General features: G+C 40.3%; 15 protein-coding genes. 10 read left to right on the top strand and 5 right to left on the bottom strand.

The window, feature by feature from the left end; translation table 11 throughout:
* Window positions 1-47: 47 nt before the first annotated feature.
* Window positions 48-2,672, bottom strand: coding sequence for a leucine--tRNA ligase (gene leuS / locus GBI66_RS17895; RefSeq protein ID WP_151717020.1), 2,625 nt, complete (start codon window positions 2,670-2,672; stop codon window positions 48-50).
* A 143-nt stretch (window positions 2,673-2,815) separates the two neighbouring features.
* Window positions 2,816-3,163, bottom strand: a complete 348-nt coding sequence (locus GBI66_RS17890) for a DUF4124 domain-containing protein (RefSeq protein WP_151717019.1) — start codon at window positions 3,161-3,163, stop codon at window positions 2,816-2,818.
* Between the two features lie 508 nt (window positions 3,164-3,671).
* Here GBI66_RS17890 and GBI66_RS17880 point away from each other — a divergent pair.
* From GBI66_RS17880 to GBI66_RS17865, 4 genes are all read left to right on the top strand, one after another.
* A complete protein-coding gene (locus tag GBI66_RS17880) occupies window positions 3,672-5,396 on the top strand; it encodes an acetolactate synthase 3 large subunit (protein ID WP_005146854.1) in 1,725 nt (574 codons plus the stop codon).
* On the top strand, window positions 5,396-5,887 hold the full coding sequence (ilvN, locus tag GBI66_RS17875) for an acetolactate synthase small subunit (protein ID WP_004804329.1): 492 nt from the start codon (window positions 5,396-5,398) through the stop codon (window positions 5,885-5,887). The genes GBI66_RS17880 and ilvN overlap by 1 nt, the downstream gene beginning before the upstream one ends.
* 123 nt (window positions 5,888-6,010) lie before the next feature.
* The gene (ilvC, locus tag GBI66_RS17870; RefSeq protein WP_004655853.1) at window positions 6,011-7,027 is read left to right on the top strand and encodes a ketol-acid reductoisomerase; all 1,017 of its coding nucleotides are present in this window, start codon (window positions 6,011-6,013) and stop codon (window positions 7,025-7,027) included.
* An 860-nt stretch (window positions 7,028-7,887) separates the two neighbouring features.
* Window positions 7,888-9,951: a bifunctional diguanylate cyclase/phosphodiesterase gene (locus tag GBI66_RS17865; protein WP_151717018.1), complete on the top strand. Its 2,064-nt coding sequence runs from the start codon at window positions 7,888-7,890 to the stop codon at window positions 9,949-9,951.
* 76 nt (window positions 9,952-10,027) lie between these two features.
* Here GBI66_RS17865 and GBI66_RS17860 read toward each other — a convergent pair whose 3' ends face one another.
* Entirely contained in the window at window positions 10,028-11,173 is a 1,146-nt protein-coding gene (locus GBI66_RS17860) for an alpha/beta fold hydrolase (protein WP_151717017.1), read from the bottom strand.
* 220 nt (window positions 11,174-11,393) lie between these two features.
* Here GBI66_RS17860 and GBI66_RS17855 point away from each other — a divergent pair, with 220 nt between their 5' ends.
* Window positions 11,394-11,768, top strand: coding sequence for a hypothetical protein (locus GBI66_RS17855; protein ID WP_151717016.1), 375 nt, complete (start codon window positions 11,394-11,396; stop codon window positions 11,766-11,768).
* Window positions 11,765-11,968, top strand: coding sequence for a helix-turn-helix transcriptional regulator (locus GBI66_RS17850; protein ID WP_151717015.1), 204 nt, complete (start codon window positions 11,765-11,767; stop codon window positions 11,966-11,968). The genes GBI66_RS17855 and GBI66_RS17850 overlap by 4 nt, the downstream gene beginning before the upstream one ends.
* An 11-nt stretch (window positions 11,969-11,979) precedes the next feature.
* On the opposite strand, the gene GBI66_RS17845 is transcribed toward GBI66_RS17850, so the two are convergent.
* Window positions 11,980-12,411: a GNAT family N-acetyltransferase gene (locus GBI66_RS17845; RefSeq protein ID WP_151717014.1), complete on the bottom strand. Its 432-nt coding sequence runs from the start codon at window positions 12,409-12,411 to the stop codon at window positions 11,980-11,982.
* A 111-nt stretch (window positions 12,412-12,522) separates the two neighbouring features.
* Window positions 12,523-12,756 (bottom strand): hypothetical protein, encoded by a 234-nt coding sequence (locus GBI66_RS19675; protein WP_005184904.1) that lies wholly within the window; start codon window positions 12,754-12,756, stop codon window positions 12,523-12,525.
* 232 nt (window positions 12,757-12,988) lie between these two features.
* Between GBI66_RS19675 and GBI66_RS17835 the strand changes: the two genes are divergently transcribed.
* From GBI66_RS17835 to arsB, 4 genes are all read left to right on the top strand, one after another.
* The gene (locus tag GBI66_RS17835) at window positions 12,989-13,216 is read left to right on the top strand and encodes a hypothetical protein (RefSeq protein WP_005184902.1); all 228 of its coding nucleotides are present in this window, start codon (window positions 12,989-12,991) and stop codon (window positions 13,214-13,216) included.
* Window positions 13,217-13,411: 195 nt separating this feature from the next.
* Window positions 13,412-13,834 carry an arsenate reductase (glutaredoxin) gene (arsC, locus tag GBI66_RS17830; RefSeq protein ID WP_151717013.1) on the top strand — a complete coding sequence of 141 codons (423 nt, stop codon included), beginning with the start codon at window positions 13,412-13,414 and terminating at the stop codon, window positions 13,832-13,834.
* A 42-nt stretch (window positions 13,835-13,876) separates the two neighbouring features.
* Window positions 13,877-14,197 (top strand): metalloregulator ArsR/SmtB family transcription factor, encoded by a 321-nt coding sequence (locus tag GBI66_RS17825; protein ID WP_005184896.1) that lies wholly within the window; start codon window positions 13,877-13,879, stop codon window positions 14,195-14,197.
* A 5-nt stretch (window positions 14,198-14,202) separates the two neighbouring features.
* Window positions 14,203-15,243 carry an ACR3 family arsenite efflux transporter gene (arsB, locus tag GBI66_RS17820; RefSeq protein ID WP_151717012.1) on the top strand — a complete coding sequence of 347 codons (1,041 nt, stop codon included), beginning with the start codon at window positions 14,203-14,205 and terminating at the stop codon, window positions 15,241-15,243.
* Window positions 15,244-15,271: the final 28 nt, after the last annotated feature.

The following is a 15,271-nucleotide window of genomic DNA, read 5'->3' as shown; positions in this document are numbered from 1 at the left end:
ATTGAGGGAATCTCTCTTTTAAATAAAAGAGAGATTAAAAGGGATTATCAAACAACTAAATTAACAAGTTTATTTGGTACAACAATTTCTTTCTTGGTTGGACCCGTCAAGAATTGTTGAACTTCTGGTAATGCTTTTGCCAAAGCCAATAAGTCATCTTTTGAAATATCGACAGCGACGTCTAACTTACCACGAAGTTTACCATTCACTTGTACAACAATCGTTTGCGTATTACGGGTTAACGCTGATTCATCCACTTGCGGGAATTCGACCGTCGTTAATTCTAAGCCAAACTGAGTCAACAGAGTTTGACTCAAATGCGGTGCAAATGGTGCAAGTAAGATCAACAATGTGGTGATTGCTTCACGTGCAACCGCGGCATCATTGTCATCTTTTGCTTCGAACTTGTTGCTGGCATTGAGTAATTCCATCAATGCGGCAATAGCCGTGTTGAACGCATGACGACGTTCAATGTCATCACCGACTTTCTGGATGGTTTCATGGGTTTTACGGCGTAAATCTTGCGCATCTTTCGATAAGTTGGCTGTATCGATTGCTGTGGTTTGATTGCCTTTTTCTAGGAAACCAGCAGCTAAACGCCAAACGCGTTTCAAGAAGCGATTTGCACCTTCAACACCTGCATCAGACCATTCGAGTGATTGATCTGGTGGCGCAGCGAACATCATGAATACACGAGCAGTATCTGCGCCGTATTGATCAATAATCGCTTGTGGGTCGATACCGTTGTTTTTTGACTTAGACATTTTTTCTTGTCCGCCAATCACAACTTCCTGACCATCACCTGAATATTTCGCAGAAAGGATACGACCTTTTTCGTCACGTTCTAATTCGATGTCAGCAGGGTTGAACCAAGTTTTCTTACCGTTTTCTGCTTCACGGTAGAAGGTATCAGCCAACACCATGCCTTGAGTGAGCAAGTTAGTAAATGGTTCGTTACCTTGTACCACGCCTTCATCACGCATCAACTTATGGAAGAAACGTGCATAAAGTAAGTGCAGAATTGCGTGTTCAACACCACCGATATATTGGTTCACAGGAAGCCAGCTTTGAGCCGCTTCAGGTTTTACCATACCGCCAGTGAAATCAGGAGATGCATAACGTGCATAGTACCAAGATGATTCTACAAAGGTGTCCAAGGTATCGGTTTCACGACGTGCATCGCCACCACAACTTGGGCATTTGGTTTCGTAGAATTCAGGCATCTTGTTCAATGGGTTACCCGAACCATCGGGAACTACATCGGTTGGTAATACCACAGGTAATTGATCTTCTGGAACAGTGACTTGACCACAGCTGTTACAATTGATCATTGGAATTGGGCAACCCCAGTAACGTTGACGAGAAACACCCCAGTCACGTAAACGGAATTGAACCTTAGAATTTGCTAAAGCTTGTGGTTCTAATTTTGCAAGGAAGGCATCAAAAGCCGCTTGGAATGCTAAACCATCAAACTCGCCAGAATTAACCAATTTGCCATCTTTAGAACCGTACCATTCTTGCCATTCAGTTGCAGAATATGCTGCATCTTCAGCACCTTGGGCATCGATCACTTGTTTGATTGGCAAGTTGAACTTATTGGCAAATTCAAAATCACGCTCATCATGTGCAGGAACCGCCATCACAGCGCCTGAACCATATGACATCAATACATAGTTGGCAATCCAAACAGGAAGTTCGTCGCCAGTCACTGGATGTTTAACAGATAAGCCTGTTGCCATACCTTTCTTTTCAGCCGTGGCTAAATCCGCTTCTGCCACTGAACCCATACGGCATTCTTCAATAAATGCAGCAAGTTCAGGATTGTTTTCAGCTGCTTTAAGCGCCATTGGGTGTTCTGCTGCAACAGCAACATAAGTCACACCCATCAAGGTATCTGCACGCGTGGTATAAACGGTTAGGCCATCTGCATAGATTGCTGGATTCGCAGAAGGGAAGGTGATTTCCATCCCAGTTGAACGACCAATCCAGTTACGTTGCATGGTCAAGACCTGTTGCGGCCAACCATCTTTTAAAGTATCTAAATCGTCTAATAATTCTTGTGCATAGTCGGTGATGCGGAAGTAGTACATTGGAATATCGCGTTTTTCCACCAATGCACCTGAACGCCAACCACGACCATTTTCAACTTGCTCGTTGGCTAACACGGTCTGGTCTACTGGGTCCCAGTTCACGGTTGAAAGCTTACGATAGATCAAGCCTTTCTTATAAAGCTGTACGAATAACCATTGTTCCCAGTGATAGTACTCTGGTGTACAAGTTGCAAATTCGCGATCCCAATCGACAGACAGACCCAATTTTTTTAATTGGTCACGCATGTAAGCGATGTTTTCAAAAGTCCATTTTGCTGGTGCAACTTGATGTGCAATCGCTGCGTTTTCAGCGGGCAAACCAAACGCATCCCAACCCATTGGTTGTAATACTGTTTCGCCTTTTAAGCGATGGAAACGGCTGATCACGTCACCAATAGTATAGTTACGCACATGCCCCATGTGCAGTTTGCCACTTGGGTAAGGGAACATCGACAGGATATAGCGATGTTTGCCCTCTACAGTGTCTGCAACTTTAAAAACTTTGCGATTGTCCCAGTCTTGTTGAACTTGAGGCTCAATGGCACTTGCTTGATATTCGGAGTCAATGTGAGAAGTCGTCATAGGGATATGCGATACAACAAAAAAGTAAAGTTAAGATTGCTGCACAGCATAGCGCAAAATTGTAGGAAATGTCAGTTTTTAGATCGGGATTTTATCTGCAAGGCCATAGTCTGGAGTAAGGCCTTGCAGGATCATGTATATGTTTAGCGGTTGGATGTTGCTGAAGCTGGCGGTGGACTTTGCGGTTTCACTGTGTTTGCAGGAACTTCTGGCACAGCTTGAGGTGCATGCTGCGGTTCATTTGGTGTTACGTCTGGTGTGCCTTGATGTCCTTGCTGAGCACTAGGGGCCGTTGTTTGGTGGCTATTGCCATAAGTCGAAACTTTGTCCAAACGTTTTGCCCCTTTCGGCGGTGGGGTGGTGGTGTAATGGGTTGAACCATTGGCATCGACCCATTTGTAATATTGTTGGGCATAGTTGTGGCTAGAGCAGAGCAGTAACGTTGTTGTCGCAATCGTGTATAAGCTTGTTTTTAAATAAGATGACTTCATATTTGATCTCCCCAAGAGAATGTTATCTATATTCGATCAAAGCGCCTAAATAAGCAGTTTACAATGCCTAGGTTTAAGTCAAAAGAAAATAGTTTTTTGATAAATGGGCGTTTAAAAAGACCAAATTATTCTGTGAAATGTGTTTAAAAAAACAACAGCTAAAAAATATTCGTTAAAATCCTTTTCTTTGTTCTTGACATTGCTTATGAAAGAAACAAGAATGCTTTCTCAAGTTTTATATGTGTTTATTTGATCACCCTTCGAATAAATGTCATGGCTTGCAATGGACATTCTTTCTAGCCGAGAGAATGATTTTTTGAAATATGCTTATCCCAGCACATTTTGATTCGAGATGTCATCAAGTTTATACGGCTGATGAGTCTCAGAAAATTTTTCCTATTGCAGCAAAAACGAGTAGAATACGCACACTTATAAGAAGTGCAAAAGTTAATGAATGAACACAATTTATGTCTCCCATAAATTGTGCAAAATACTAGGGTGAATCACGTTGGAACTTTTATCTGGTGGTGAAATGCTCGTTCGTGCGCTTGCGGACGAAGGCGTAGAGCATGTTTTTGGGTATCCAGGCGGCGCTGTATTACATATTTATGATGCGCTATTTCAACAAGACAAAATTAACCATTACCTCGTGCGTCATGAGCAAGCTGCTGGTCACATGGCAGATGCATACTCACGCGTAACAGGTAAAACAGGTGTGGTACTGGTCACTTCTGGACCAGGCGCTACGAATACCGTCACTCCAATAGCAACAGCCTACATGGACTCAATCCCAATGGTGATTTTGTCTGGTCAGGTTGCAAGCCATCTCATTGGAGAGGATGCGTTCCAAGAAACAGATATGGTTGGTATTTCTCGTCCAATCGTAAAACACAGTTTCCAAGTGCGTCACGCGAGTGAAATTCCTGCAATTATTAAGAAAGCATTTTATATTGCTTCGTCTGGCCGTCCAGGTCCAGTCGTTGTTGATATTCCAAAAGATGCGACGAATCCTGCAGAAAAGTTTGCCTACGAATACCCAGAAAAAGTGAAGATGCGTTCATATCAGCCGCCTTCACGTGGTCACTCAGGTCAAATTCGTAAAGCGATTGATGAATTAATTACTGCTAAACGTCCAATGATTTATACGGGCGGTGGTGTTGTTCAGGGTAATGCTTCTGGCTTATTGACAGAACTTGCGCATTTATTGGGTTATCCAGTAACAAATACTTTGATGGGCTTAGGTGCTTTCCCTGGTAACGATCCACAATTCGTGGGGATGTTAGGGATGCATGGTACTTATGAAGCCAACATGGCAATGCACAATGCAGATGTGATTTTGGCAATTGGTGCGCGTTTCGATGACCGTGTAACCAATAACCCTGCAAAATTCTGTCTGAATGCCAAAGTGATTCATATTGATGTTGATCCAGCAACCATTTCGAAAACGATTATGGCGCACATCCCAATCGTGGGTGCGGTAGAACCTGTACTTCAAGAAATGTTGGCTCAATTGAAACAAATGAATGTATCTAAGCCAAACCCTGAAGCAATTGCGGCATGGTGGTCTCAGATTAATGAATGGCGCAAGGTACACGGCTTACGTTATGAAGCTGGTCAAAATGGTGTAATGAAACCTCAGCAAGTGGTTGAGGCATTAGATCGTGTGACCAATGGTGAAGCCATCATTACTTCAGACGTTGGTCAGCATCAAATGTTTGGTGCGAACTACTATAAATACAAACGTCCGCGTCAGTGGATCAACTCTGGCGGCTTAGGCACCATGGGTGTTGGTTTACCGTATGCAATGGCTGCGAAGCTTGCATTCCCAGACCAGCAAGTGGTTTGTATTACAGGTGAAGCATCGATTCAGATGTGTATCCAAGAATTATCAACATGTAAGCAATATGGCTTGAATGTGAAGATCCTTTGCTTAAATAACCAAGCTTTAGGCATGGTAAAGCAATGGCAAGACATGAACTACGAAGGACGTCATTCAAGTTCTTATGTAGATTCATTACCAGACTTTGCCAAGTTAATGGAAGCTTACGGACACGTGGGTATCCAGATTGATCATGCTGATGAGCTAGATGCTAAATTAGCTGAAGCGATGGCAATTAATGATAAATGTGTATTCATTAATGTCATGGTTGATCGCACAGAACATGTTTATCCAATGCTGATCGCGGGTCAGTCGATGAAGGATATGTGGTTAGGCAAAGGGGAGCGTACATAATGAGACATATTATTTCTGTACTCGTTGAAAATGAAGCAGGTGCGCTTTCTCGTTTGGTGGGATTGTTTTCTCAACGTAATTACAACATTGAGACACTGAATGTTGCGCCAACCGAAGATGAAACCTTATCTCGTTTAACTTTGACGACATATGGCGATGATCACAAAATTGAACAAATCACCAAGCAACTGAATAAATTGGTTGAAGTTGTAAAAGTGGTCGATTTGTCAGAAGGTTCACACATTGAACGTGAATTGATGTTGATCAAAGTCAAAGCCTTGGGTGCAGCACGTGCGGAAATTAAACGTACAGCTGACATCTTCCGCGCGCAAATCGTTGATGTAACACCAACGACCTATACGATTCAGATCGCAGGAACAACGGACAAGATAGATGGTTTTATTGATGCACTTGCAGAAAATACCATTCTTGAAGTTGTACGCTCTGGTGTATCAGGCATCGCACGTGGCGAAAAAGTTTTAACAATTTAAGTTTTTAAAAACCCTCATCCCAACCTTCTCCCAGAGGGAGAAGGAGTTCCCTCTCCTTGGGGAGAGGGTTAGGGTGAGGGGGAAATACCTAACATATTTTTAAAGTTTTCATGGAGAAAACAGATGCAAATTTTTTACGATAAAGACTGTGACTTATCAATCATCCAAGGCAAGAAAGTTGCAATCATTGGTTATGGTTCACAAGGTCATGCGCACGCACTTAACTTGAAAGATTCTGGCGTAGACGTAACTGTTGGTTTACGTGCTGGTTCAACTTCTTGGAAAAAAGCTGAAAACTCTGGTCTTAAAGTATCTGAAGTTCCAGCTGCTGTTGCTCAAGCTGACTTAGTCATGATTTTGACTCCAGATGAGTTCCAATCTCAACTTTATCGTGATGTGATTGAACCAAACATCAAAGAAGGTGCAACTTTAGCATTTGCTCATGGTTTCTCTATTCTTTATAACCAAGTTGTTCCACGTAAAGACTTAGACGTAATCATGGTTGCTCCGAAAGCACCTGGTCACACAGTACGTTCTGAATACCAACGTGGTTCAGGTGTTCCTGATTTAATCGCGATCCATCAAGATGCTTCTGGTAATGCACGTAACGTTGCACTTTCTTATGCTTCAGGCGTGGGTGGTGGTCGTACTGGTATCATCGAAACTTCTTTCCGTGAAGAAACTGAAACTGACTTATTCGGTGAGCAAGCAGTTCTTTGTGGTGGTGCTGTTGAATTGGTTAAAATGGGCTTCGAAACTTTGGTTGAAGCTGGTTATGCACCAGAAATGGCTTACTTCGAATGCTTACATGAGCTTAAGTTAATCGTTGACTTGATGTTCGAAGGCGGTATCGCTGACATGAACTACTCAGTTTCTAACAATGCTGAGTATGGTGAATATGTGACTGGTACTGAAGTAATCAACGAACAGTCTCGTGAAGCAATGCGTAATGCATTGAAACGTATCCAGTCTGGTGAATATGCGAAAATGTTCATCCAAGAAGGTGCGTTGAACTATCCATCAATGACTGCTCGTCGTCGTCAAAATGCTGCACATGGTATCGAAGTAACGGGTAATAAGTTACGTGCGATGATGCCTTGGATTCAAGCGAACAAGATTGTTGATAAAGAGAAAAACTAATTTCTCGAATCAATTGATTTGAACGCGAAGACCCACTCTATTTGAGTGGGTTTTTTATGTTTATCTTTACGTGCCTCAAAAAGATGAAAGCAGTGCTTTCATCTTTTTTCGTACCTTGGATTCAAGCGAACAAAATCGTAGACAAAGAGAAAAACTAAGCTTTAGTTTAATCTTTAAAAGCCCTTGTTTGTACAAGGGCTTTTTTATTGAGTAATCCTTATGTTACGTGCGTGAGCGAAGCATAGTTTCACTCTTGCATTTGGACCTTATGAAGCGATGCTTCTTATGCTTTTCTATTTCCCTGCTCATACTTTGCACTCGAGCAGATGAGCTATATATGGCGGAACTCTGCTAATCCTCGCTCATACTCAAGATTCAAGCGAATAAGATTGTAGATCAAGAGAAGAACTCAGTTTTTTCTCTAGGTGTGATAACACAGTTATAACAATATAGATGAAAAAATAAGCTTATATTGGTTGTGTTTTAATCACTTTGCTGAGGGGTAACAGTTAGAATTTAAACTAAAAAGTGTTGCATGCTTTGGGGTATCTGCACGATTAAAAACAAACAAATTGTCATGACTTAAAAATTAAAATTATTTAGTAAAAATAAATGAGTCTTTTGGTAAAAAAACTGTAATAAAAAAAACAAGACTTTTCATTGGTTTGAAATGAAAATGTGCTTTTATTCTATTGATTTATAAAGTGAAAAAGACTTGACCTTATGCTAGATGATGTTATTGTTAAGGAAAGTTTATGAATACAATATTCATGGCTTTTTTGTGTGTAAAACGTCGTTCGGATTTCGAGCACTTTGCTCATCATATAAAAAAAAGTACTGAATAATCATGGAAGTCCTTTATGGTTCACGTTGATTACGATAGCACATTGGTCATCGTTTCCATTTTGGTTGCAGTCGCGACATGTTACGCTGCAGTTTCGATGGAAGAACTCGTTTTTAAAGGTGCTTATAAAAAGTTTGAAAAAAGCATTTTGATTGCGAGTGGGCTAATCTTGGGGTTAGCAATATGGTCAATGCACTTTGTGGGAATGCTGGCTAGCCATCTGCCAGAAGGCTATTCTTTTGATGTTAATTTAACTGTACTGTCCTATCTTATTGGTGCAGCAGCTTCGATTTTTGCCGTTTGGTTGACTTCAAGACCGACTTTACCGATTCCGCGATTGATTCTCGGTGCAGTATTTATGGGGCTTGGCATATCGGGTATGCACTATACGGGTATGGCTGCACTGACGGTTGAACATCATGCAATGCATTATGATCCCTTACTGGTGTTGTGTTCTGTACTGATCGCGATTAGTGGCTCGGGACTAAGTTTCTTCTTTATTTTTAAATATAAAACGGCTGCTGCCTACCGTACTTTACTTAAAGCTGTTGTTGCAATCTTGATGGCCTTAAGCATCGTGGGTATGCATTATACGGGTATGGCAGCGACTTTCTTTGACGAAAGCCTAGCGCAGATTCTGACCTCTGAACAGACCGAACAAAGTGTTTTACTATTCACGATTATTTTTATTACCAGTCTGGTTTTAGTTGCAGGCTTTGCGGTTGCAGTGCTCGAAGCGCGTTTAGAAGAGCGGAATGAACAATTAACGCTGATCAATAAAGAACTGGCAATACAGTCCTTACATGACACCCTCACCAAGTTACCGAATCGTTTATATCTTACTGAACATGCAGAAGTGGTATTTAACCACCATCGCCTACACGAGCAAAAAGCAGCATTCCTCTATATCGATTTGGACCGTTTTAAATCAGTGAATGATGCGTTTGGTCATCATGTTGGTGATCAGTTACTGATACAGATGGCGAACCGTTTACACAATAAATTGGGTGCAAGCCATAAGTTATTTCGTATTGGTGGTGATGAATTTGTTTTAATCTCTGAAAATACTGACATCAATGATGCGATGCAGCTTTCAGAAGATATTTTGCATTACATCCAAGAAACTTATTTGATTGCTGCAAAAGATATTAATATTTCTGCCAGCGTTGGGATCGCGATGTATCCTGAGCATGGCTTGAATGTCCAAGACCTACTGATTAATGCAGATGTGGCGATGCTGATTTCAAAAGATCAGGGGCGTAATACCTATACCATGTTCCACTCGATGTCAGATCAGCAAGATGTGCGCAGTCAGTCAAAACTGATCAATGACCTGTACAAAGCTGTCGATGAACAGCAATTTGTATTGTTCTACCAACCTAAATTTACATCGAATTATGAGGTTTGCGGTGTTGAAGCGCTGATTCGATGGAAGCACCCAAGTTTAGGTCTGCTGACGCCACAGATGTTTATAGAGGGGGCTGAAAAAACTGGTTTGATCATTCCAATGGGATATTGGGCACTCGAACAAGCCTGTCAACAAATCCAGAAATGGGAACGAAGTAATAGTCCGTTTTATCCAATTGCTGTTAATCTATCCGCTCTACAATTTGAAAATAAGAAACTATTTAGCGTATTAGAACAATTATTAGAGCAATACCAAATTCAACCGCATCATCTCATTCTTGAAATTACTGAATCCACAGCAATGCATCATATCGATTCCAGTATTCGTACCTTAGAACGATTACGTAAGCTCGGGATTCGGATTGCCATTGATGACTTTGGCACAGGATATTCAAGTTTCTTATATCTGAAAGACTTACCTGTCGATGAACTTAAAATTGATCGTGGTTTCTTGATCGACCTAAAACCAAACTCTAAAGAAGAAGCCATTCTAGAAAGCATCATTCATCTTGCTGCAAAATTGGGTCTAGTCGTTACCGCAGAAGGGGTAGAGACCCAACAGCAGGCGGATATTCTGACCAGCCTAGGCTGCAACCAGTTACAGGGTTATTTATTAGGTACACCTGTCAACGTTGAAGGATTGTTGCTACATCGCTATCAACATTTTGCATGATTGATTAAAGATCTGTGGATGTTAAAAAAGGCTGCTCATCATGGCAGCCTTTTTATTTCTTTTAGCGTAGTCAAACTTAGTCAGAACGTGGCGCTAGCCATTGTGTGACCACAGGCCATACCAGTTGTGGTGCTTGGCTGCCTGAGACGAGGCCCATATGGCCACCTGGGACAATTTTAAACTGTTTGTCGGTGCTGCTGATTAAATCCATCAAAGGACGTACGGCTTCTGCAGTGACAATAATATCGCTACTACCGCCAATCGCGAGTACTGAACAATCGATGTCTTTTAAATTGGCACTTTGCTCCCCGAATTGGACTGAACCAGTCGATAGCTCATTATCAATCCAGAAACGCAAAATAATATCGCGCATCACACCACCAGGGTAAGCCAGCATATTGTCTACAAAGGAGCTTGAAGTGGCATGGTTAATCACAAATTGACGATCATCGAGGTTCTTTAATAACTCCCAATAGTTTTTAAAGTTTCCAATCGGATCGGTGAGTTTAAACCCCAAGGTATTTTGCCAACCATGAATATGAAATACACGGCTTGGTACTTGGTGAATACGGAACTTGGTATTACTACGAATCCATTGCGCAGGAATGGTGAGACGTTGATAAAACTTGCCCATATAACCTGATTTATGGGTATTAATCGGTGAGGCTAAAATCATCAGGTTCTGAATATTTTTATCCTGTGATAAAGCGGTATAGCAAAGCGATAACGCTCCACCTAGACTCCAGCCAAACAGTGACAGTTGTTGTTGACCACTATGCTCACGAATCTTTTCGATAAAGTCAGGCATAAAGGTTTTAACATATGTCCCAAGATTATATTTGGCTTGGCGTAGGCTTGGTGTGCCCCAGTCAATCAGATAAACATCAAAGCCTTGAGCTAAAAAATAACGGACTAAGCTGCGATTTGGGAATAAATCGTAAATCAGCATATTGGCTGCCAATGGTGGCACGATCACCAACGGAATACGATGTTTTGTCGCGTGATCGTTCGCTGCTGTGTAGTGACGCAGACTAATGATTTCACGTTGGTACACAATATCAAAAGGTGTTTTGCCTGAGAGCGCGAGTTGCTGTCCACGTAAAATACGATCTCGTGCATTTGAGAAGATTTTGCGTGCTTGATGGCTTGCAGGGCTATTCAGCATTTTTTGCGCGGTTTTCGTTTTGAGAAAACTGCGTTTAACTTTTGGCGATTGAGTCATGTGAACCTAAAGCTCGAAGGTTACTATTCAGTAGCCGCATATTAGAAGAAAAAATAAATTTGCTCAGTGACTCATTTGCTTAACTTGTCTTTCAAAATGATCAATTCGGTTAGAACAAGATGACCCGTTTTTGTTTAAGAATGAAAAATATGTAAAGTATGCTTTACATTGGAAAGTTGAACTCATATATTAATGTAAAGTTTGCTTTACATGGTGGGTTATGAAAAACTATCGGAATTTATTTGAGCTGATTGCTGCAATTGCGTTGTATATCGTGGTTTTGGTGGGATCATTAAAGGCATTAAATTTTATTGAGATAAAATGGCTTAAAATTGTTGTTTCACTAATGCCAATATTGCCTGCACTGATGATTGCATTGATCATTATTAAACAATTCAAACGTTTTGATGAGTTGCAGCAAAAGATACAATTGCAAGCCTTGGGTCTTGCTTTTGTTGGTACTGCGCTCATTAGCTTTAGCTATGGATTTTTAGAAAATGTTGGATTTCCAAAATTAACCATGTTTATCATTTGGCCAATGATGGCAATACTTTGGTCTATTGCTACAGCGGTTGGAACTTGGAAATATAGATGAAGAATAATTTACCCGATTTAAGAAAGCACAAAGGTTGGTCACAAAGCGACTTGGGGGATTATGTGAGCGTGTCGAGGCAAACTATTAATGCCATAGAAAAGGGGCGCTATGATCCCAGTCTGTCATTAGCCTTTAAAATTGCACATGCATTTGATCTCAGTATTGAACAAGTGTTTATTTTTGAGCAGGAGTTAGATTAATTCACTTCCACTCAAGCTGTAATTTGTAGATGTAAAATGGGATAGGGATTGCCTTGACCATCGAGTTCAGAACGACTCACAGTATGAAATCCCATTTTCTGATAGAAGTTAACTGCTTGTAGATTTTGCTCATTCACATCGACTTTATAGATCTGAAGTTGTTTTACAGCAAAATCGAGCAACGTCTTACCAATTCCTGCTCTTCGATACTCAGGCAGAATAAATAACATTTCAATATTGTCATCACTGGTACCCAGAAATCCTACAATCTGTTGATCAAGCATGTATTTATTCAGCTGAACATGATGAAAGTATTCATTTAAAATTAATGGTTTTAATTCAGCAATCATTGTTTCTGGTAAAAAATCATGGGTCGCTCGGACTGATTTTTCCCATATCTCTATTAAGGTCGAATGGTCTTGTTGGGTCGCTGTTGTAATCATGTCTGCACTTTGATGACGTACTTTAATGTGATCAATTTTCTAGTATTTCAGCAGCAATTTCTATAGTTGGTATTTGATGAGCTGTCGATAAGGGCAAGGGGGATGTACAGCTCATTCAAGCTCAATTTGATGATCATCTTTGGTGACTTTAATTTTAAGTTTCTTATATTTACGTTTATTGGGATCAAGAGCAGAGTTTAAGACTTCATCTGCAAATCCTTGATCTTGCATAAGTGCGCCGTAGGTTTTATAACCTAAAATAATTCGAGTCGGTCGATAGCCATTTCTCGTCACATAATAATTAATCATGAGATTTAATTCAGTTAAAAGACATGTATCGTTCATTGTTAGATATCGCTTTTAAGTGACTTAAGCAGCATAGTCTATAAGGGAAAACTTATCTAGCTGATGTTCATTGATTTTTGCTGAAAATTAGAGCTGTCATAAAAACGTCATCTAAAAACATTATCGTGATTTATATAATAAAAATTGCAACAACAAAAAATTGATAAATACTGATTCAGACAACTTTATATCATTTTCAATGGAGGGGGTAATAAATCGAGGAGTTGTTTATATGCAGAATAAAGTGCTCACAATACGAGATCAAAAGCCATTGAATCATCGTTTGAATGTCTTGCTTTCGGCCTATCAAGGATTCTTAACTGCTAAAGGGTTGGTAAACAGTGAGTTTAGTCGTCTCATCTTTGTTGAAAATTATACCCAAACGCTAAAATTCAAACTTTATGATGATGAACTCAAGAAACAGCTGATTGATGAGTTAGAACGATTTAGCTCATTTTAGTCATTACTTTGATCAGTTTGGAATACAAAAGTAGCCTCAGACTCACAATAATTAAAAATTTATAAAATCATATATATCTATCTAATTTTAATAATATATTTTTAAAGGGTAAATATTTAGGGTGGATATACGGATTTACATATATATGGTAAATCATATATATTGGTTTTATTCAATTTATCAGATCATAACCTCATGGCTGACATCATCATCTATCACAATCCTGCTTGTGGTACTTCTCGGAATACCTTGGCTTTAATTCGAAATACAGGTATAGAACCAACCATTATTGAATACCTTGTTCGTCCGCCACCGCATGATGAGTTGATTCAATTGATTCGGGATGCCAATTTAACTGTGAGAGAGGCAATCCGCAGTAATGTTGATCCTTACCAGGATTTGCAATTAGAGCGCGAAGATTGGTCAGAGCAGCAGCTCATTGCTTTTATGCTGAAATATCCAATCCTCATTAATCGTCCTTTTGTGGTGACTGAGTTAGGAACACGTCTGTGCCGACCATCAGAACTTGTACTTGATATTCTTCCTATTCCTCAGAAAGGTGCTTTTAGCAAAGAAGATGGCGAACAGGTTATAGATCAAAATGGTCAGCGAATTTAGTAAATATGAGTCGTCAGATTAACGATCCAAGGGGAAAGAGAAATGGAAGCTGTTGAGTTTTTTAAATGCTTATCAGATGAAACAAGGCTGAATATTGTCATGCTGGTTACAGAGCATCAGGAGTTGTGTGTCTGTGATTTGACCGAAAAACTTCAGCTAAGTCAGCCAAAAATTTCTCGACATTTGGCGTTGTTGCGCACTTCAGGATTATTGCAGGATCGCCGTCAAGGGCAATGGGTCTATTACCGTATTGCTGACCAATTACCTACATGGTGCTCAGATATTTTAAATGTGTTGAATGCTCAAAACTTGACAGTATTTCCACGACTACAAAGCTTAGCAGCGAAAAGCTGTTGTGAATGAAATCTATGAAAACTCTCTCTTTTTTAGATCGTAACCTAACTCTGTGGATCTTTATTGCAATGGCTTTGGGCATTGCGATTGGTACTTTTCTCCCACAAGCATCAGCCACGCTAAATAAAATGAGTGTTGACTCCGTCAATATTCCAATTGCAATCGGTCTGATTTTGATGATGTATCCACCTTTGGCAAAAGTGGATTACGCAACGCTGCCACAAGTGTTTAAAGATAAAAAAACCTTAACTTTGTCATTGGTGCAGAACTGGGTGATTGCACCAATTTTAATGTTTGCACTGGCAATTATTTTTCTACATAGCTATCCAGAGTATATGACAGGATTGATATTGATTGGCTTAGCCCGTTGTATCGCGATGGTATTGGTCTGGAATGGTCTCGCTTGTGGTGATAATCAATATGTTGCTGCACTGGTCGCATTCAATAGTATTTTCCAGATTTTATTCTTTAGTAGTTATGCTTGGTTATTCCTTACGTTCTTGCCACCGTATTTTGGGATTGCTGGACAAGTAGTCAATGCGGATTTTTGGACCATTACCCATGCAGTTTTTGTGTATTTAGGGATTCCATTTTTTCTGGGTTTTATGAGTCGTCAGGTGTTGGTAAAAGCCAAAGGCCTAGATTGGTATAACAAGATTTTTCTACCGAAGATCAGCCCATTAAGTTTGTTGGCGTTATTGTTTACCATTGTGGCGATGTTTAGCTTAAAAGGTGGGGATGTGGTGAGTCTACCTTTCGATGTGATCCGTATTGCGATACCACTGACGATCTACTTTGTAGTGATGTTCTTTATTAGCTTTTTTATGAGTAAATGGATAGGCAATAACTATGCTAAAACCACAGCCATCTCATTCACTGCGGCAGGCAACAACTTTGAACTTGCGTTGGCAGTTGCAATTGCAACTTTTGGTCTGGCATCGCCTGTGGCATTTACCACCGTAATTGGACCACTGGTTGAAGTACCCGTGTTGATTGCTTTAGTCAGCATATCTTTATGGCTTAGAAGAAAGTATTTTAAAAATGCGAATGAGTAAAATAGAACTCAAATTATTTCAAAAGCGT

Origin of the sequence: Acinetobacter sp. TUM15071 (assembly GCF_008980925.1) — a bacterium.
In the GTDB taxonomy this organism is placed as follows: domain Bacteria; phylum Pseudomonadota; class Gammaproteobacteria; order Pseudomonadales; family Moraxellaceae; genus Acinetobacter; species Acinetobacter dispersus.
This window is presented reverse-complemented; position numbering and strand designations above follow the sequence as displayed.